General features: G+C 64.0%; 16 protein-coding genes. 15 read left to right on the forward strand and 1 reads right to left on the reverse strand.

The window, feature by feature from the left end; all coding sequences use genetic code 11:
- Window positions 1–40 precede the first annotated feature (40 nt).
- Window positions 41–1,156, reverse strand: a complete 1,116-nt coding sequence (locus DY201_RS12120) for a cystathionine gamma-lyase (protein WP_115731416.1) — start codon at window positions 1,154–1,156, stop codon at window positions 41–43.
- Between the two features lie 405 nt (window positions 1,157–1,561).
- Here DY201_RS12120 and mraZ point away from each other — a divergent pair, with 405 nt between their 5' ends.
- The 15 genes from mraZ to ftsA all read left to right on the forward strand — a co-directional run bounded on the left by mraZ (window position 1,562) and on the right by ftsA (window position 18,735).
- The gene (gene mraZ, locus DY201_RS12125; protein ID WP_055969736.1) at window positions 1,562–2,020 is read left to right on the forward strand and encodes a division/cell wall cluster transcriptional repressor MraZ; all 459 of its coding nucleotides are present in this window, start codon (window positions 1,562–1,564) and stop codon (window positions 2,018–2,020) included.
- Window positions 2,017–3,033: a 16S rRNA (cytosine(1402)-N(4))-methyltransferase RsmH gene (gene rsmH / locus DY201_RS12130; RefSeq protein ID WP_115731417.1), complete on the forward strand. Its 1,017-nt coding sequence runs from the start codon at window positions 2,017–2,019 to the stop codon at window positions 3,031–3,033. Before mraZ ends, rsmH begins: the two co-directional genes overlap by 4 nt.
- A gap of 3 nt (window positions 3,034–3,036) precedes the next feature.
- Window positions 3,037–3,411 carry a cell division protein FtsL gene (gene ftsL / locus DY201_RS12135; RefSeq protein ID WP_115731418.1) on the forward strand — a complete coding sequence of 125 codons (375 nt, stop codon included), beginning with the start codon at window positions 3,037–3,039 and terminating at the stop codon, window positions 3,409–3,411.
- The gene (locus DY201_RS12140; RefSeq protein ID WP_115731419.1) at window positions 3,408–5,126 is read left to right on the forward strand and encodes a peptidoglycan D,D-transpeptidase FtsI family protein; all 1,719 of its coding nucleotides are present in this window, start codon (window positions 3,408–3,410) and stop codon (window positions 5,124–5,126) included. Before ftsL ends, DY201_RS12140 begins: the two co-directional genes overlap by 4 nt.
- Before the next feature lie 50 nt (window positions 5,127–5,176).
- The gene (locus tag DY201_RS12145; protein ID WP_115731420.1) at window positions 5,177–6,631 is read left to right on the forward strand and encodes a UDP-N-acetylmuramoyl-L-alanyl-D-glutamate--2,6-diaminopimelate ligase; all 1,455 of its coding nucleotides are present in this window, start codon (window positions 5,177–5,179) and stop codon (window positions 6,629–6,631) included.
- Complete coding sequence (locus tag DY201_RS12150) at window positions 6,628–8,061, forward strand: UDP-N-acetylmuramoylalanyl-D-glutamyl-2,6-diaminopimelate--D-alanyl-D-alanine ligase (protein WP_115731421.1); 1,434 nt, start codon at window positions 6,628–6,630, stop codon at window positions 8,059–8,061. The genes DY201_RS12145 and DY201_RS12150 overlap by 4 nt, the downstream gene beginning before the upstream one ends.
- A 24-nt stretch (window positions 8,062–8,085) precedes the next feature.
- Complete coding sequence (gene mraY, locus DY201_RS12155; RefSeq protein ID WP_115731422.1) at window positions 8,086–9,168, forward strand: phospho-N-acetylmuramoyl-pentapeptide-transferase; 1,083 nt, start codon at window positions 8,086–8,088, stop codon at window positions 9,166–9,168.
- 7 nt (window positions 9,169–9,175) lie between these two features.
- Entirely contained in the window at window positions 9,176–10,576 is a 1,401-nt protein-coding gene (gene murD / locus DY201_RS12160) for a UDP-N-acetylmuramoyl-L-alanine--D-glutamate ligase (protein ID WP_115731423.1), read from the forward strand.
- Complete coding sequence (gene ftsW / locus DY201_RS12165; RefSeq protein WP_115731424.1) at window positions 10,576–11,730, forward strand: putative lipid II flippase FtsW; 1,155 nt, start codon at window positions 10,576–10,578, stop codon at window positions 11,728–11,730. Before murD ends, ftsW begins: the two co-directional genes overlap by 1 nt.
- 1 nt (window position 11,731) lies before the next feature.
- A complete protein-coding gene (gene murG / locus DY201_RS12170) occupies window positions 11,732–12,859 on the forward strand; it encodes an undecaprenyldiphospho-muramoylpentapeptide beta-N-acetylglucosaminyltransferase (protein WP_115731425.1) in 1,128 nt (375 codons plus the stop codon).
- Window positions 12,856–14,262: a UDP-N-acetylmuramate--L-alanine ligase gene (murC, locus tag DY201_RS12175; protein WP_115731426.1), complete on the forward strand. Its 1,407-nt coding sequence runs from the start codon at window positions 12,856–12,858 to the stop codon at window positions 14,260–14,262. The genes murG and murC overlap by 4 nt, the downstream gene beginning before the upstream one ends.
- Entirely contained in the window at window positions 14,259–15,224 is a 966-nt protein-coding gene (gene murB, locus DY201_RS12180; RefSeq protein ID WP_115731427.1) for a UDP-N-acetylmuramate dehydrogenase, read from the forward strand. Before murC ends, murB begins: the two co-directional genes overlap by 4 nt.
- A gap of 348 nt (window positions 15,225–15,572) precedes the next feature.
- Window positions 15,573–16,499, forward strand: a complete 927-nt coding sequence (locus tag DY201_RS12185; RefSeq protein ID WP_115731428.1) for a D-alanine--D-alanine ligase — start codon at window positions 15,573–15,575, stop codon at window positions 16,497–16,499.
- Window positions 16,487–17,428, forward strand: a complete 942-nt coding sequence (locus DY201_RS12190) for a cell division protein FtsQ/DivIB (RefSeq protein WP_115731429.1) — start codon at window positions 16,487–16,489, stop codon at window positions 17,426–17,428. Before DY201_RS12185 ends, DY201_RS12190 begins: the two co-directional genes overlap by 13 nt.
- Window positions 17,425–18,735 carry a cell division protein FtsA gene (gene ftsA / locus DY201_RS12195; protein WP_115731430.1) on the forward strand — a complete coding sequence of 437 codons (1,311 nt, stop codon included), beginning with the start codon at window positions 17,425–17,427 and terminating at the stop codon, window positions 18,733–18,735. The genes DY201_RS12190 and ftsA overlap by 4 nt, the downstream gene beginning before the upstream one ends.
- The last annotated feature ends 14 nt before the right edge of the window (window positions 18,736–18,749 follow it).

Genomic DNA, 18,749 nt, shown 5'->3' on the forward strand with positions numbered 1-18,749 from the left:
CCCCATTGCACGCTTGGCGACGTTTTCCGACGAAAAACGCCTAACCTCCAATCCGATCCAGCGAGACCTTCATCGCGGCCCACAGCTCCTCCACCGGCTCGCAACCGACCGACAGCCTAACGAAGCCGGGCGTGACCGCGTCGCCGCGGCGGAGCCGGCGTTCGGCAACTGTGTGCACGCCGCCGAATGAGGTGGCAGAATGCATAAGTTCGCAGCCATTGATGAAGTTTTCCGCCCGTTCCTCGGAGCCGAGGTCGAAGCTGATCAGGAAGCCGAAGCGGTCCATCTGGACGCGGGCGAGATTGTGCGACGGGTCGCCTTCAAGGCCGGGATAGCGCAGGCCGCTGATTGCAGGATGGGCTTTCAGGCGCGGAGCGATGATTTCCGCCGACGAACACATGCGGTCGAAGCGCAGTTCCAGCGTTTCCAGACCGCGATGCACCAGCCACGCCTCGAATGGACCGGGGATGCCGCCGGCATTTTGCCGCCATTCCGTGACGGCGGCGATGATGTCAGGGTTGCGGCTTGCGACATGGCCGAACAGCACGTCGGAATGGCCGTTGGGCGCCTTGGTGTCGGCGGCGACGACGATGTCGGCGCCGAGGTCGAGCGGGCGCTGGCCGAAGGGCGTCATCGTCGTGTTGTCGACGATGAGCAGTCCGCCGGCCTTGTGCACGGCTTCCGCTACCGCTGCGATGTCGCAGATGTCGAGCGTCGGGTTGGACGGGCTTTCGACGAAGACGAGGCGATAGCTCTGGAAGCCGCCATCGAGGAAACTTGCCGTCGGCCGCACGTCGGTCTTGACGCCGAAGGCGCCGAGGAAGCGATCGGCAAGGATGCGCGTCGTATGATAGCCGTCCGAGGCCACGAGGATGCGGTCGCCGGTCTTGAGCAGGGCGAAGAAGGCGGACGAAATGGCGCCCATGCCTGAGGGAAATGCCACGCAAGGTGCGCCTTCGAGGTGGCCGAGCATGTCTTCGGTGGCCGTCCAGTTGGCGTTGCTGAAGCGGCCATACTGGTTGAAGCCCGTGGCGTCGCCAGGTGCGTGATAGATCGAGGCCATGGTCAGCGGCACCGGGATCGGGTCGCCGACGCCAAGCTTGGAGCGGCGCAGATGGGCGAGGGTGGCGGCGCGGGCCTTCATGGTCTCGGACATGATCTCAGGTCTCTCCCTGGCAATGCAGACGACACCTCAACGCTAGGGGCTAGGTCCTTGCGCGGCAAGACGGAAACCGGGCCAGGGCGTTGGGCCACGTAAGACTTCGTTAGCCTTAAGGGATCATAAAAATCGGGAAGCCGCGAAAGGGTCCGAAAGGGCGCTGGCGACGGCCAAGTGTACCCAGTTCCCGTTGACGCCCATATCACCCCATGTTATCCCAAATCGGTAACCATGATTTCGTTCCAGTAAAGGGTAAGGCGTTCGCCGATCCGGCAGCAGCGGCGGCTGCAGGTCGGAGCGCACTGGCCCTGCGACGGAGGCATTTTGGGATTGATCCGGGCCATCGGGGTTCGGACGGCATGACTAAGGGGGGCACGGCCACGGAAGTGGCCGGATCAGTCGATGGATCGATTTCTGTCAAATGCGGTGAACAGGATCGATGCGAAGGGGCGGGTCTCCGTTCCGGCGCATTTCCGTGCCGTATTGCAGAAGCGCGGCTATGCCGAGCTCTATGCGCTGAGGGCACTCGACGTGCCGGCGCTGGATGTCGGCGGGCTCGATCTGCTCGACCGATACGAGCAGCGCATTGCCCAAGAAGATCCGTTCCTGCAGACGGCGGACGACATGTCCTTTTTCATTCATGGCGACAGCACCTTCCTGAAGCTCGACCAGGATGGGCGCATTTCCGTTTCGGATTTCCTGCGCGAGCATACGGGGATCACGACCGACGTGGCCTTTGTCGGGCGCGGACAGTTTTTTCAGATGTGGGAGCCGGAGCGGCTGCGCAGCCATGGCGCGGACGTGCGTGCCCGGCTGCTGAAGCTTCGGCAGGGGACGAAGCCTGGGGAGCGACCGGAATGACGGCTGGCCACGGCGATGACCATCTTGCTGTCGGCGGACCGGCCCGCCACATTCCGGTCCTCCTCGCCGAAGTTCTGAAGGCGCTTCATCCGCAGCCGGGCGACGTGGTCGTCGACGGTACCTTCGGGGCAGGCGGCTATACCAAGGCCATTCTCGCGGCCGGCGCTTCGGTTGTGGCAATCGACCGCGATCCAGACGCCATTGCTGCCGGGCGCGAGCTCGAAGTGCAGTCGAACGGCAAGCTCCGCCTCGTCCAGGCGCCGTTCTCCAGCCTCGACGAGCATGTCGAACTTGTCGACGGTGTCGTGCTCGACATCGGCGTGTCCTCGATGCAGCTCGACCAAGCGCAGCGCGGCTTTTCCTTCCGCGCCGATGGTCCGCTCGACATGCGCATGGCCCAGGCTGGCGCCAGTGCCGCCGATGTGGTCAATCGCTTCAAGGCTGGCGATCTCGCCCGTATCTTTGGCTTCCTTGGCGAAGAGCGGCATGCCGGGCGTATCGCCCGCATGATCGAAAGCCGCCGCGAGCGCCGCCCGTTCGAGCGCACGCTCGACCTGGCCGACGCCATTGAGACGCATATCGGGCGGGCGCCGAAAGACAAGATCCATCCGGCGACACGCGTGTTCCAGGCGCTGCGCATCTATGTCAACGACGAGCTTGGCGAACTGGCACGCGCGCTGTTTGCCGCTGAGCGCGCGCTCAAGCCGAGCGGGCGGCTGGTCGTCGTCACGTTCCACTCGCTCGAAGACCGCATCGTCAAGCGCTTCATCACCGACCGCTCGTCGAGCCCGTCGCGCTCGCGCTACATGCCGGAACTCGAGACCATCGCCACGACCTTCGACAAGGCCGGCGGCGCTGTCGGGCCGAGCGATGCCGAGACGGCAATCAATCCGCGTTCGCGTTCGGCCAAGCTCAGGGCAGCCATTCGCACCACGGCTGCGCCACGCGCGGAAGACTTTTCCATTTTCGGGCTTCCGAAGCTTCCCGACGTCAGCCAGTCGGGAGAAAGGTGAACCATGTTCCGCACCAGTGACATCGTGCTGATCGCCGTCATGGTTGGCGCCGCGGCGTTCACCTACAAAACCAAGGACGAGGCCGAGAACCAGCTCAAGGCGGTCAACAAGATCGAGGCACAAATCCGCTTCGAGGAAGACACGATAGACCTCTTGAAGGCCGACTGGAGCCTGCTCACCCAGCCCTCGCGCCTGCAGAAGCTGTCGCAGGTCTACGAGACGGAGCTCAAGCTCCAGCCGGTGGATGCACGCCAGATCGTTGGCCTCAACGACCTGCCGGTGCGTCAGCTGACCATCGAAGACATCACGGCGGAGCGTTTCGGCGGCGTTGCCGAAGCAGCGCCCGACCAGACCTTGACCGGAGGGATTGCCCGATGATCGGCGTGCTTGGCAGGAAGCGCGGCAACGGCGAAGGCAAGGCCTCGATCGTCGTCGACAGCGCGCGCAAGGCGACCGGTGGACGCACGCGCAACCGCGTCGTCATGACCATGGCGGTGTTCTTCGGCATCTATGCGACGATCGCCGGACGCCTTGTCTATCTCGGCATGCAGGACCCCGAGACGTCGACGGGTCCGGAATCGCGCGTCACCGCATCGCGTCCCGACATCGTCGACCGCAACGGCGAAGTGCTTGCCACCGACATCAAGACGGCGTCGCTGTTCGCCGAGCCGCGCCGCATCGTCGACGCCGACGAGGCGATCGAGAAGCTTTCGACGGTGCTGCCTGACCTCGAGGTCGAGCAGACCTATCTCAAGCTCAAGAGCGGCACCGGCTTTGTCTGGCTCAAGCGCCAGCTGACGCCCAAGCAGCAGGCCGAGATCATGCAGCTCGGCATTCCGGGCATCGGCTTCCGCACCGAAAAGCGCCGCTTCTATCCTGGCGGCGAGACGGCCTCGCATATCATCGGCCTGACCAATATCGACAACAAGGGCATATCGGGCCTCGAGAAGTACATCGACGACCAGGGGCTCGCTGATCTCCAGGCATCCGGCCTCGCGATCGCCAAGGACCTCAAGCCGGTCAAACTTTCCATCGACCTGCGCGTCCAGCACATCGTTCGCGACGAACTCGTCACCGCGCTGGAGAAGTACAAGGCAGTTGCCGCCGGGGCCGTCGTGCTCGACGTCAGGACCGGCGAGGTTCTGGCCATGGGTTCGGTGCCCGATTTCGACCCCAACAATCCATACAACGCCCAGGACAAGGATCGGCTGAACCGCATGTCGGCCGGCCTGTTCGAGATGGGCTCGACGATCAAGAGCTTTACCACCGCCATGGCGCTGGATTCGGGCAAGGTGACGCTCGACAGCACCTTCGATGCGCGGCGGCCGATCACTATCGGGCGCCAGACCATCCGCGATTTCCACGGCAAGGGCAGGGTGCTGACCGTGCCCGAGGTGTTCATCTACTCATCGAACATCGGCTCGGCACGCGAAGCCGATGTTGTCGGCATCGAAGGCCATCGCGAGTTCCTGAAGCGCCTGGGGCTTCTCGATCGCATGAAGACGGAGCTGCCCGAGGTTGCCCGCCCGACCGAGCCCAAGGTCTGGAAGAAAGTGCACTCGATCACGATCTCCTTCGGCCACGGCATGTCGACGACGCCGCTGCAAACGGCCGTGGGCGCCGCCGCCTTGATGAACGGCGGCAAGCTTATCGAGCCGACTTTCCTGATGCGCACAGAGGCGGAAGCCGAGGCAGCCTCGACGCAGGTCATCAATCCGAAGACCAGCGAAGACATGCGGTATCTCTACAAGCTCAATGCCACCAAGGGCTCGGGCGGTTCGGGCTCGCGCGCGCAGGTCGAAGGCTATCGCGTCGGCGGCAAGACCGGCACCGCCGAGAAGGTCATCAACGGTCGCTATTCGTCCGACGTACGCTTCAATGCATTCCTCGCGGCCTTTCCGATGGACAATCCACAATATGTGGTGTTGACCATCGTCGATGAACCCAAGCCGGAAAAGCCGGGCATGTCGGCGACCGCAGGCCTCAATGCCGCGCCAATGGTGGCTAACATTATCCGGCGCTCGGCGCCTCTGCTTGGCGTGAAGCCAGAATTCGGCCAAGAAGGTGGGGCAACGGTGGCTTCCTACCCTTGATTCTGGGGCGCGCAGCAGCGCCCCGATTGTTTAGTGACGAACGGAACTCGATGAAAATAGAAGACCTTGCTGGTATCCTGCCCGTCGACGGAGTTCTGCCCAGAGATGTCGAGGTGAGCGGGGTTTCGTCGGATTCGCGGCAGGTGACGCCGGGGATCCTTTTCTTTGCCGTTTCCGGCAGCAAGGCGGACGGCGCCACCTATGCCGGCGATGCGGCCAGGCGCGGCGCTGTGGCAGTGGTTGCGGCCAAGGGCGCCGACCTCTTCTCCGCCGGCTTGCCTGTCATCGCAGTGGACGATCCGCGCCGGGCATTGGCGCTCGCCGCTGCCAGTTTCTACGGCAGCCAGCCAGAAACAATGGTTGCCGTTACCGGCACCAGCGGCAAGACGTCTGTTGCCGCCTTCACCCGCCAGATCTGGAAGCATGCCGGTTTTGCCGCCGCCAGCATCGGCACGACAGGTGTCGTTGCGCCCGGACGCGTCGAGTACGGGCAGTTGACAACGCCCGATCCTGTCGCGCTGCACAAACTGCTCGCCGAACTCGCCACCTCAGGCGTGACCCATGCCTCGATGGAGGCGTCCAGCCACGGTCTCGACCAGCGCCGTCTCGACGGAGTGCGCCTTGGCGCCGCCGGCTTCACCAATCTCGGCCGCGACCACATGGATTACCATCCGACGGTCGAGGACTATCATCGCGCCAAGCTGCGCCTGTTCGACACGCTGCTGCCCAAGGGCGCGCCGGCTATCGTCTTTGCCGACGATCCCTGGTCCGAGCCGACAATCGCTGCGGCACGCGCCGCCGGCCTCGACGTTTTGACCGTCGGCCGCAACGGCCAGTTCCTGGCCCTCAAGCGGGTCGAGCACGAACGCCACCGTCAGCGCGCCGAAATCGAATGCGGCGGCACTATCTACGAAATCGACCTGCCGCTGGCCGGCGACTTCCAGGTGTCCAACTCGCTCGTTGCCGCAGGCCTGGCGATCGCCACCGGCACCGACGTCGCCAAGGCACTGGCTGCGCTCGAACATCTCGAGGGCGCGCCGGGCCGTCTCGACCTCGTCGGCACCACGGCGCAAGGTGCGCCGATCTATGTCGACTACGCTCACAAGCCCGATGCGCTCGAAAACGTGCTGGCGGCGGTGCGGCCGTTCACCACCGGCCGCGTCATCGTCGTGTTCGGCTGCGGCGGCGATCGCGACCGCGGCAAGCGCCCGATCATGGGCGAGATCGCAACGCGGCTCGCCGACGTCACCATCGTTACCGACGACAATCCGCGTTCTGAGGTGCCTGCCGCCATTCGCGCGGCGATCATGGCGGCAGCACCTGGTGCCATTGAGATCGCCGACCGCCGCCAGGCGATCCACGAAGCCGTCGGCATGCTGCATGCCGGCGACACGCTGATCGTTGCCGGCAAGGGCCACGAGGAAGGCCAGACGATCGGCGCCGAAACGCTGCATTTCTCCGATCACGAAGAAGTCCGCAACGCGCTTGCCGGAGTTGCGGCATGAGCCTGTTGTGGACCTCCGACGCGCTCGTTGAGGCGACAGGTGGCCGCCCGCTCGGCCAGATGCCGGAAGGCATCTCGGGAATTTCCATCGACAGCCGCAGCCTGAAGCCGGGAGAGGCCTTTTTCGCCATCAAGGGCGACGCGATGGACGGCCACGACTTCGCCACCGCTGCCATCAAGGCGGGTGCCGGCCTGCTTGTCGTTGCCGAAGGCAAGCTGCCCGCCTTGGGCCGGCTGACCGCGCCGATGATCGTCGTGCCAGACGTGCTGGTGGCACTTGAGAAACTCGGCATCGCGGCGCGTGCCCGTTCGCGGGCACGGATCATCGCGGTGACCGGATCGGTCGGCAAGACCTCGACCAAGGAAGCCCTGCGCCATGCGCTGTCGTCGGTCGGCAAGGTGCATGCGTCGGCCGCATCCTTCAACAACCACTGGGGCGTGCCGCTGACCTTGGCGCGCATGCCCGAGGATTGCGACTACGCGGTCTTCGAGATCGGCATGAACCACCCAGGCGAGATCAGCCCGTTGGTCCGTATGGTTCGTCCCCATATCGCCATCGTCACCCTGATCGCTGCTGCCCATCTCGGCTTCTTCCGCAATCTCGACGAGATCGCCAAGGCCAAGGCCGAGATCTTCGAAGGCGTCGAGCCGGGCGGGGCGGTCCTGCTCAACCGCGACGACGGCCGCTTCAAGCTGCTGGAAAAGTTCGCTCGCGCCGCCGGCATCGACAATGTCATGAGCTATGGCGAAAACGCCCGCGCCAACTTCCGGCTGTTGAAATGCACGCTGGAAGCCGATCATTCGATGATCGTGGCGCGTATCGGCGGCCGCGACGTGCCCGCCCGTATCGGCGCGCCCGGACGTCACATCGTCCAGAACGCGCTCGCCGTTCTGGGGGCCGCCCATCTCTGCAGCGCCGACGTTCCAACGGTTGCCACGGCACTCGCCTCGATGACGGCGGAGAGCGGGCGTGGCCAGCGCCACATCCTGCAACTGCCGAACGGGCCGATCATACTGATCGACGAGAGCTACAACGCCAATCCGGCGTCGATGAAGGCAGCGATCGAGTTGCTCGACGCGACGCCGATCCACGGCGCGGGCCGGCGTATCGCCGTGCTCGGCGACATGCTGGAGCTCGGCAGCCATTCGGCCAAGCTGCATCAGGCACTTGCCGAACTGATCGGTTCGACCAGGACCGACATAGTACTGATGGCGGGGCCGGAAATGAAAGCGCTTGCCGATACGCTGCCCGCGGGGTTCAGGGCTGAGTATCGCAGCGGTGTCGAAGAGCTGAAATCCGTGCTGCTGACGACACTGCAGCCCGGCGACGCGGTCATGATCAAGTCGTCGAAAGGCATCGGCTTCAATCGCCTGGTTGAAGCGCTCATCAAGACATTCCCGGCTGAGGCCGGCAACACAACACCGACCTGACGAGGTCTCGGGGGACCGATACGCATGCTAACTTTGCTTGTCGACTTTGCGGACAAGGTGTCGTTCTTCAACGTCTTCCGCTACATCACCTTCCGCACCGGCGGCGCGTTGATCACCTCGGCGCTGATCGTCTTCATCTTCGGGCCGGCGATCATCAACGCCCTTCGCCTCAGGCAAGGCAAGGGCCAGCCGATCCGCGCCGACGGTCCGCAGACGCACTTCAAGAAGGCCGGTACACCGACCATGGGCGGCCTGATGATCCTTTGCGGCATCGTCGGTTCGACGCTTTTGTGGGCCAACATTACGTCGGTCTATGTCTGGGTGGTGCTGTTCGTCACGCTCGGCTTTGGCGCCATCGGCTTTTATGACGACTATCTCAAGGTCACCAAACAGTCGCATCTCGGCCTCTCCGGCAAGGCGCGCCTCGGCATCGAGTTCGTTATCGCCGGCATTGCCGCCTGGGTCATCATGCGCAACGGCCAGGCGCCTTTCTCGTCGTCGCTGACCTTCCCCTTCATCAAGGATTTCCTGCTCAATCTCGGCTGGTTCTTCATTCCCTTCGCCTGCTTCGTCGTCGTCGGCGCCGGCAATGCGGTGAACCTGACCGACGGGCTCGACGGCCTTGCCATCGTTCCGATCATGATCGCGGCGGCATCGTTCGGCGTCATCGCCTATCTCTCGGGTAACGCGGTCTTCGCCGAATACCTGCAGATCCACTTCGTGCCCGGAACCGGCGAACTCGCCGTCATCCTTGGCGCCGTCATCGGCGCCGGCCTCGGCTTTCTCTGGTTCAACGCGCCGCCCGCCGCCATCTTCATGGGCGACACCGGCTCGCTGGCGCTTGGCGGCCTGATCGGCACAGTTGCAGTTGCCACCAAGCACGAGATCGTCATGGCCATCGTCGGCGGCTTGTTCGTGATGGAAGCGCTTTCGGTCATCATCCAGGTCGGCTTCTTCAAGATGACCGGCAAGCGGGTGTTCCTCATGGCGCCGATCCACCACCATTTCGAAAAACTCGGCTGGACCGAGAGCCAGGTCGTCATCCGCTTCTGGATCATTGCTGTTATCCTGGCGCTGATCGGTCTTTCCACCCTCAAGCTGCGCTGAGGCTCCCATGATCCCCGCGACGTCATTTCAGGGAAAGCGAGTGGCGCTCTTCGGCCTCGGCGGCTCGGGGATCGCGACTGCGCGTGCGCTCGCGGAAGGCGGGGCGGACGTGCTTGCCTGGGACGACAATCCCGAAAGCGTGGCGAAAGCTGCCGCGGAGGGCATTGCGACCGGCGACCTGCGCGGCGCCGACTGGGCCGGCATCGCGTCCTTCGTGCTGTCGCCGGGTGTGCCCTTGACGCACCCCAAGCCGCATTGGACGGTCGAACTGGCGCGTGGCGCCGGCGTCGAGGTCATCGGTGACATCGAGCTGTTCGCGCGCGAGCGCATCGCCACCGCGCGGACATCACCGTTCATCGCCATCACCGGCACCAACGGCAAGTCGACGACGACGGCGCTGACCGCCCATATCCTGAATTCGGCGGGCCGCGACACGCAGATGGGCGGCAATATCGGCCGCGCCGTGATGACGCTCGATGCGCCGCAGCCGGATCGCCACTATGTCGTCGAGTGCTCTTCCTATCAGATCGACCTCGCACCCTCGATCAATCCGACCGCCGGCGTGCTGCTCAACCTGACGCCCGACCATCTCGACCGTCACGGCACGATGCAGCACTACGCTTCGATCAAGGAGCGCCTGGTTGCCGGCAGCGAAACCGCCATCATCGGGGTGGACGACATCTACTGCGCCCAGATCGCCGACAGGCTCGAACGCGTCGGCAAGGAGGTCGTGCGCATTTCGAAGCGTCTTCCTTTGACCGACGGCTACTTCGCCGACGGCAGCGACCTGATGGAAGCAATCGACGGCCGCTACAGCCGCATCGCCTTCCTCGAAGGCATCGGCTCGCTGCGTGGCCAGCACAACGCCCAGAACGCGCTCGCGGCTGTTGCTGCCTGCCTCAAGGTCGGGCTCGACCTCGGTGAGATCCAGGCCGGTCTTGAAAGTTTCCCTGGTCTTGCCCACCGCATGGAGCAGGTCGGGCGCAAGGGACATGTCCTGTTCATCAACGATTCCAAGGCGACAAACGCCGACGCCGCGGCACCCGCACTGTCGAGCTTTCCACGCATCTACTGGATAGCGGGCGGCCTGCCCAAGGAAGGCGGCATCGAGCCACTGCGCAGCCTGTTCCCGCGCATCGCCAAGGCCTATCTGATCGGCGAGGCCGCTCCGGCGTTTTCCGCGACGCTTGGCGAAGCGGTGCCTTACGAAATCTCGGGCACGCTGGCTGCCGCCGTCGAGCATGCGGCCGAGGATGCCGCCAAGGACGATACGAGCGAGGCGGTGGTGCTGCTGTCGCCAGCATGCGCCAGCTTTGACCAGTTCAAGAATTTCGAAATTCGCGGCGAAGCCTTCAGGCAAGCTGTGAATGCTATTGATGGCGTCAGCGCTATCGGAGGGGCAAGATAATGGCCAGCCGTCTCGACAGAAGTCCCGTCGCCTTGTGGTGGTGGACGGTCGACCGATGGTTCCTCGCGGCATTCCTGTCGCTGATGGGACTGGGCATCGTGCTTTCATTCGCCGCGAGCCCGGCGGTCGCCGAGCGCATCGGCCTCGACGGGTTCCATTTCGCGACCCGCCAGATCATCTTCACCATCCCGGCATTGGCGGTGATGATCGCCGTGTCGTTCCTCGAAACCAGGCAGATCAGGCGCATGGCGCTGGTGATGCTGTGCATCATGCTGGTGATGATGGTCGCCGTGCTGTTTATCGGCGTCGAGGTCAAGGGCGCGCGGCGCTGGCTGTCGCTGGCCGGGGTCTCGATCCAGCCCTCCGAGTTCCTGAAGCCGGCCTTCGTTGTCATCTGCGCCTGGCTGTTTGCCGAGCATGACCGCCAGCCCGACATCCCCGGCAACCTGTTTGCCATGATCCTGCTCGGCCTGGTCGTCGCCTTGCTGGTCGCGCAGCCCGACCTTGGCCAGACCATGCTGGTTCTCGGCACCTGGGGCGTGATGTTCTTCATGGCCGGCATGTCGTGGTTCTGGATCATCGCGCTGGGCGTGGTCGGCGCCACCGGCCTGTTCGCCGCCTACACCATCTTTCCCCACGTCGCCGGTCGTATCGATCGCTTCCTGACCGGCGAAGGCGACACCTTCCAGGTCGATATGGGGCGCGACGCCATCATCAATGGCGGCTGGTTCGGCGTCGGACCGGGCGAGGGCACCGTCAAGCGCGTCATCCCTGACAGCCACGCCGACTTCGTCTTCTCTGTCGCCGGCGAGGAGTTCGGCATTATCCTGTGCTTGATCATCATGGCGATCTTCGCCTTCATCGTGCTGCGCGGCCTGCGCACCGCGCTCAGGGAGCATGACGACTTTACCCGTTATGCGGTGGCTGGCCTCGTCGTCGTCTTCGGCTTCCAGTCGGTCATCAATATGGGTGTGAACCTGCAGCTGATGCCCGCCAAGGGCATGACGCTGCCCTTCATTTCCTATGGCGGCTCGTCGCTCATCGCCATCGCCATTTCGATGGGCATGGTGCTGTCCTTGACCCGCAAGAAGCCCGAGAAGCTCAGGCCGGGCGGGTTCTCCGCCATGCCGCGCCACGCGGTTCCGGCCGAATAACATGGCCAAGGGAACTATCATGCTTGCCGCCGGAGGGACCGGCGGCCATCTCTTTCCGGCCGAGGCGCTGGCGCATGAACTGACCGCGCGCGGCTGGCAGGTGCATCTCGCCACCGACGACCGTGCCGAGCGCTTCGCCGGCAAGTTCCCCGCTGCGGCCATTCATCCGATTTCGTCGTCCACCATCGGCTCTAAGAACCCGATTGCGCTGCTGCGCGCCTTCTGGAGCATCTGGCGCGGCGTACGCCAGGCCTCGAAGGTCATCGCCGCCATCAAGCCTTCGGTCGTCATAGGCTTCGGCGGCTATCCGACGCTGCCGCCGCTCTATGCTGCAACCCGCCGCAGCGTGCCGTCTATGGTCCATGAACAGAACGCCGTGATGGGCCGTGCCAACAAGGCGCTCGCCAGCAAGGTCGATGCGGTTGCCGGCGGGTTTCTGCCTGAGAATGCGGGTGCCAACAGCGCCAAGGTCGTCGTGACAGGCAATCCGGTGCGGCCGGCGGTGATCGAGGCAGCACAGACGCCTTATGCGGTGTCGACGGGCTCGGATGCCTTCAACCTTCTCGTCTTCGGCGGCAGCCAGGGCGCGCAGTTCTTCTCCGATGCGGTTCCCGGTGCCATAGCACTGCTGAGCGAAGCGCAGCGCAAGCGCCTTCGCGTCACTCAGCAGGCACGTGTCGAGGACGCCGACAAGGTCAAGGCGGCTTACGCCAAGCTCGGCATCGCTGCCGACGTGTCGCCGTTCTTCGGCGACATGGCGCAGCGCATGGCGGCGGCACAGCTGGTGATTTCGCGTTCGGGCGCCTCGACGGTCTCCGAGATCGCGGTCATCGGCCGTCCGGCATTTCTGGTGCCCTATCCCTACGCGCTCGACCACGACCAGGCAGCCAATGCAGCGCGGTTGGCCGCGGCCGGCGGCGGCGAGGTGCACCCGCAGGCAACACTTTCGGCGGAGCGTATTGCCGACCTGATCGGCGGCGCGATGGACGATCCGGCGCGCATGGCCACCATGGCGGCTGCCGCTAAGTCAGTCGGCAAAGCGGATGCCACACGGTTGCTCGCCGACCTCGCAGAGGCTATTGCGTCCAAAATACCCGTTGCGGAATTCAGGAAGGGAGTGCGGCCATGAAGATGCCGCAGACGATCGGCCTCGTGCATTTCATAGGCATTGGCGGCATCGGCATGAGCGGCATCGCCGAGGTGCTGCACAATCTCGGCTACAAGGTGCAGGGCTCCGACCAGTCCGAAAGCGCCAACGTCCAGCGCCTGCGCGAAAAGGGCATCGAGTGTTTCGTCGGCCACAAGGCCGAGAACCTTGGCGACGCCGAGGTGATCGTTGTCTCGACCGCGATCAAGAAAACCAATCCGGAACTCATGGCCGCGCGCGAGAAGTTGCTGCCGGTCGTGCGCCGTGCCGAGATGCTGGCCGAACTGATGCGCTTCCGCAACGCGGTCGCCATCGGCGGCACCCACGGCAAGACCACGACCACCTCGATGGTGGCGACGCTGCTTGATGCCGGCGGGCTCGACCCGACCGTCATCAATGGCGGCATCATCAATGCCTACGGCACCAACGCCCGCATGGGCGAGGGCGAGTGGATGGTGGTCGAGGCTGACGAGAGCGACGGCACCTTCCTGAAACTGCCGGCCGACGTTGCCGTCGTCACCAACATCGATCCCGAGCACCTCGACCACTACGGCACCTTCGACAAGGTGCGCGAGGCGTTCCGCCAATTCGTCGAGAACGTGCCGTTCTATGGCTTTGGCGTGATGTGCACCGACCACCCCGAGGTACAGGCGCTGGTCAGCCATATCGAGGACCGGCGCGTCATCACCTATGGCGAGAACGCCCAGGCCGATGTGCGTTTCACCAATCACCGCATGGAAGGCGCCGTCTCGGTCTTCGACGTGGTCATCCGCAACCGCAAGTCGGCTTCCGCGACCACCATCGAGGGTCTGCGCCTGCCGATGCCGGGCCGCCATAACGTTTCCAATGCCACCGCTGCCATCGCGGTCGCCACCGAACTTGGCATCACGCCCGATGCCGTGAAGCGCGGGCTGCTGTCGTTCGGCGGCGTCAAGCGCCGCTTCACCCACACCGGCGCCTGCAACGGCGTCGATGTATTCGACGACTACGGCCACCACCCGGTCGAGATCAAGGCGGTGCTGCGCGCCGCGCGCGAGGCCACCGCCGGCCGCGTCATCGCCATTGCCCAGCCGCATCGCTTCACCCGTCTGCGTGACCTGTTCGACGATTTCTCGGCCTGCTTCAATGACGCCGACACCGTCATGGTGGCGCCTGTCTATGCCGCCGGCGAAGATCCGATCGATGGCATCAATTCCGAGACGCTCGTCGCGCGCATTCGTGCCGGCGGCCATCGTGACGCCCGCCATATCGATGGCCCTGCCGCTGTTGCGCCGATCGTGCGCGAACTGGCTAGGCCGGGCGACTTCGTCGTCTATCTCGGCGCTGGCAACATCACGCAATGGGCCTACGCCCTGCCGGGCGAGCTCGCGGGGGGCGGATCGTGATCGGAGGCGAGGCGCTCATTGCCAAGCTGGGCGACCGGCTTGCCGGCCTGCGCGGACGTATCACGCCCAGCGCGGAGATGGAAAAGATCACCTGGTTTCGCGCCGGTGGCTTGGCCCAGGCGCTGTTCCAGCCTGCCGACGAAGAGGATCTCGCTGCCTTTCTGAAGGCGGTACCTGAAGAAATCCCAGTGATGGTCGTCGGCATCGGCTCCAACCTTCTGGTGCGCGAGGGGGGCATTCCGGGTTTCGTCGTTCGCCTGTCTGCCAAGGGTTTTGGCGAGGCCGAGGCGATTTCGGCGACCGGTATCAAGGCCGGCGCTGCGACACCCGACAAGCGCGTGGCTGCCCTTGCGCATGACAGCGGCATCGGCGGCTTCCATTTCTACCATGGCATTCCCGGTGCCATCGGTGGCGCCTTGCGGATGAATGCGGGTGCCAATGGCGTCGAGACGCGCGAACGCGTCGTCGAGGTCCGCGCGCTCGATCGCAAGGGCGATCTGCACCTGCTGTCCAATGGCGACATGGGTTACAGCTACCGTCATTCGGCGGCGGCTGCCGAGCTGATCTTCACCTCGGCGACCTTCGAGGGGTATGCCGAGGACAAGGACGCAATCAAGGCAGCGATGGATGCGGTCCAGCATCATCGCGAAACGGTGCAGCCGATCCGTGAAAAAACGGGCGGCTCGACCTTCAAGAATCCCGAGGGGACCTCGGCCTGGAAGGAAATCGACAACGCCGGCTGCCGCGGACTGATGATCGGCGGCGCTCAGATGTCGCCGCTGCATTGCAATTTCATGATCAACACCGGTAACGCCACCGGCTACGATCTGGAGTATCTCGGCGAGACCGTGCGCAGCCGCGTGCTCGAGAATTCAGGCATACGCCTGCAGTGGGAAATCAAACGCCTCGGCCACTTCAAGCCTGGCCACGAAGTGCAGGAATTCTTGGGGCAATTGCTCTAACGGCGACCAATCCGGCAGGCCTGTCGGGCGCATCAAAACCACCTGAAACGACGATTGTCAAAAGGCCTCGGCGCATCCTCGCCGGGGCCTTTTTGCGACCTGAATTCCGCCTTTTCCAGTGGTCATCCTGCAGGTCATCGGAGGCCGCATTGGTCATGAAATTGCAACGAATTTCAATCGGCTCTTGCCACGGAATCAAGTCTCTGATTCTCTGACCTAAAGCGTTTCCTGATTTGAGTCGCGTGACGCGTAGCCCGCGTTTCCAGCCGGAGGTACCAACTTCCGGGTGCTCTTATTTAGCCTTTGGAAACAAGGCGTTGTGTCTGAGTCGAGAGGGGATCTCAGGGGATGAAGTCAAAGCACGTCGCTGTCCTGATGGGCGGGTTTTCGTCCGAGCGGCCTGTGTCCCTGTCGTCTGGCAATGCCTGCGCCGAAGCGCTCGAGCAGGTGGGCTATCAGGTCACGCGAGTGGATGTCGACCGCGATGTCGGCGCGGTGCTTTCGGCGCTCGAGCCGGATGTCGCGTTCAATGCCCTGCATGGCCCTTTTGGCGAAGACGGCACCATTCAGGGCATCCTCGAATATCTCGGCATTCACTATACCCATTCCGGCGTGCTGGCCTCAGCCCTGGCGATGAACAAGGAGCAGTCGAAGAAGGTGGCCAAGGCTGCCGGCATTCCGATTGCTGAATCGCGGGTTCTCGACCGTTTCGCCATCGGCAACCAGCATCCGATGAAGCCGCCTTACGTGGTCAAGCCGGTGTCGGAAGGGTCGAGCTTCGGCGTGGTCATCGTCAAGGAAGACCAGTCGCATCCGCCGCAGGTCATCTCGTCGCCGGAATGGCGCTACGGCGATACCGTGATGGTCGAGCGCTACGTCCATGGCCGTGAGTTGACCTGCGCGGTCATGGGTGACGTCGCGCTCGGCGTCTGCGAGATCGTCCCGACAGGTCACGCCTTCTACGATTATGATTCAAAATATGTCGCCGGGGGATCAAAGCACGAATGCCCCGCGAAAGTTTCACCGAATATTTACCAAAAAATACAAACACTGGCGCTTAAGGCTCACCAAGCGATCGGGTGCCGGGGCGTCTCCCGGTCGGACTTCCGGTACGACGACCGCCATTCCGAAAATGGAGAGGTCGTCTGGCTGGAGGTTAACACGCAACCCGGCATGACGCCGACGTCTTTGGTGCCTGAGATTGCCGCCCAAGCCGGGCATTCGTTTGGTGAGTTGTTGAGTTGGATGGTGGAGGACGCTTCGTGTTTGCGTTGAGATCGGGACAGAACAGAAGGATGGGTGGCGCTGCGCCGCGCGTCTTCGGGCTGTCCTTGTCCGCGGAGCATTTCGTGCTGCCGCGGCTGCTGCGCAAGCCGGTTCGGATGTTGTCGCGCTTTGGGCGTGGGGAGTTCACTCCTCCGCCCTATGCTGCGTCGATGCTGACGGCTGCGTTCCTTGCCGCAAGCTCGCTCTATGGTGCCTATCTCGGTGGCCACTTCCCGGCGATGGTTCAGGGCGTGACCGCCCGCAGCGGTTTCGCCGTCGACCAGATCAAGGTTTCGGGCAATCGCGAAACCTCCGAAATCGATATTCTCGACAAGCTCGAGCTCGACGGCTGGACCTCGCTCGTCGGTTTCAATCCGGAAGAGGCGCGCGAGCGCATCGTCAGTCTGCCCTGGGTTCGCGATGCTGCCGTGCGCAAGGTCTATCCCGACACCATCGAGGTTCGCATCGACGAGCGCGATGCCTTTGCGATCTGGCAGCATGGCAGCCAGCTCAGCGTCGTCGAAAAGGACGGCAAGATCATCGCCCCCTACGCTGGCGGGCGCCAGGCCACGCTGCCTCTGGTCATCGGCTTTGGCGCCGCCGACCGGGCTGCCGACTTCGTCGCCAGGGTTCAGGCATTCCCCGAGCTGGCCGCCCGTGTGAAGGGCTACATCCGCGTCGGCGAGCGCCGCTGGGATCTGCGCCTCGACAACGGAATCACCGTCAAGCTGCCCGAGAATCAGGTCGATGCAGCACTTGCGGATCTTGCCGACCTCGACCGCGAGAATGCGCTTTTGACGCGCGACATCTCCGCCGTCGACATGCGCTTTGGCGACCGGCTGGTGGTGCAGCTCACGCCGGAGGCTGCCGAGCGTCGTGCTACTGCGCTGAATGCCAAGCCCAAGGCCGTCAAGGCGAAGGTGGAGAAGAGAATATGAGCTGGCTCGGCGGTCAAAAAGATCCGGTTTCGCGTCGCTCGGGCATCCTCACGGTGCTCGATGTCGGTTCGAACAAGGTCTGCTGCGTGGTCGCAAAGCTGAAGCCGGCCGAAGGCAGTCAGTTGCTCAAGGGTCGCACCCATCAGGCCCAGGTCATCGGCATCGGTCATCAGAAATCGCAGGGTGTGAAGTCGGGCGTGGTCGTCGATCTCGACCGCGCCGAGCACGCCATCCGTCTCGCTGTCGATGCTGCCGAGCGCATGGCCGGGCTCACCGCCGACTCGTTGATCGTCAACCTGTCCGCCGGCCGTATCAAGAGCGAGTCGTTCTCGGCGACGATCAATCTTGGTGGCCATGAGGTCGACGAATCCGACGTCCAGCGCGTGCTTGCCGCCGGCGCCAAGCAGGCGCTCCGGGCCGAGCGCGATGTCATACATTCGCTGCCTGTCGCCTTTTCGCTCGATGCCGAGCGTGGCGTGCGCGATCCGCGCCGCATGGTTGGCGACACGCTCGGCGTCGACATGCACGTGCTGACAGGCGATTCGGCGCCGATGCGAAATCTCGAGCTCTGTATCAACCGCTCGCACCTCTCGGTCGAGTACATGGTTGCCACGCCTTATGCTAGCGGCCTTGCAGCACTCGTCGACGACGAGCTCGAAATGGGCGCTGCCTGCATCGACATGGGTGGCGGCACGACCACGCTTTCGGTCTTCTCCGAGGGCCGTTTCGTCCATGCCGACGCCATCCCGGTCGGCGGCAATCATGTCACCATGGACATGGCCAAGGGGCTGTCGACGCGTCTCGACGATGCCGAGCGGCTCAAGGTCATGCACGGTTCTGCGCTGCCCGGCACCACCGACGACCGCGACCTGATCAGCATCCAGCCAATCGGCGTCGATGACAACGAAGTTCCGCTGCAGATCCCCCGTTCGGTAATGGCGCGCATCATCCGCGCCCGCATCGACGAGACGCTGGAACTCCTGCGCGACCGGCTCAACAAGTCGGGCTACGGCAATGCTGTCGGCAAGCGCGTCGTTCTGACCGGTGGCGCCAGCCAACTCGTCGGCCTGCCCGAGGCCGCTCGTCGCATTCTCGGCCGCAATGTGCGCATCGGCCGCCCGCTTGGCGTGGCAGGTCTTCCGGAGGCGGCCAAGGGGCCGGCTTTCGCGACCGCCGTCGGGCTTCTCATCTACCCGCAGATGGCCGGCATCGAGAGCCAGTCTGCGAAAGGGATTTCCCGTTACAGGGCAACGGGAACTGGCGGAAAACTGCATCGCATGAGTCAGTGGTTGAGAGACAGTTTTTAGGAATTGACGGGGGC

This window comes from Aminobacter aminovorans, assembly GCF_900445235.1.
Lineage (GTDB): Bacteria > Pseudomonadota > Alphaproteobacteria > Rhizobiales > Rhizobiaceae > Aminobacter > Aminobacter aminovorans.

Coding starts and splice junctions, on each gene's coding strand:
- DY201_RS12120 (WP_115731416.1), bottom strand. CDS start 1,156: ATGTCCGAGACCATGAAGGCCCGCGCCGCCACCCTCGCCCATCTGCGC.
- mraZ (WP_055969736.1), top strand. CDS start 1,562: ATGGATCGATTTCTGTCAAATGCGGTGAACAGGATCGATGCGAAGGGG.
- rsmH (WP_115731417.1), top strand. CDS start 2,017: ATGACGGCTGGCCACGGCGATGACCATCTTGCTGTCGGCGGACCGGCC.
- ftsL (WP_115731418.1), top strand. CDS start 3,037: ATGTTCCGCACCAGTGACATCGTGCTGATCGCCGTCATGGTTGGCGCC.
- DY201_RS12140 (WP_115731419.1), top strand. CDS start 3,408: ATGATCGGCGTGCTTGGCAGGAAGCGCGGCAACGGCGAAGGCAAGGCC.
- DY201_RS12145 (WP_115731420.1), top strand. CDS start 5,177: ATGAAAATAGAAGACCTTGCTGGTATCCTGCCCGTCGACGGAGTTCTG.
- DY201_RS12150 (WP_115731421.1), top strand. CDS start 6,628: ATGAGCCTGTTGTGGACCTCCGACGCGCTCGTTGAGGCGACAGGTGGC.
- mraY (WP_115731422.1), top strand. CDS start 8,086: ATGCTAACTTTGCTTGTCGACTTTGCGGACAAGGTGTCGTTCTTCAAC.
- murD (WP_115731423.1), top strand. CDS start 9,176: ATGATCCCCGCGACGTCATTTCAGGGAAAGCGAGTGGCGCTCTTCGGC.
- ftsW (WP_115731424.1), top strand. CDS start 10,576: ATGGCCAGCCGTCTCGACAGAAGTCCCGTCGCCTTGTGGTGGTGGACG.
- murG (WP_115731425.1), top strand. CDS start 11,732: ATGGCCAAGGGAACTATCATGCTTGCCGCCGGAGGGACCGGCGGCCAT.
- murC (WP_115731426.1), top strand. CDS start 12,856: ATGAAGATGCCGCAGACGATCGGCCTCGTGCATTTCATAGGCATTGGC.
- DY201_RS12185 (WP_115731428.1), top strand. CDS start 15,573: ATGAAGTCAAAGCACGTCGCTGTCCTGATGGGCGGGTTTTCGTCCGAG.
- ftsA (WP_115731430.1), top strand. CDS start 17,425: ATGAGCTGGCTCGGCGGTCAAAAAGATCCGGTTTCGCGTCGCTCGGGC.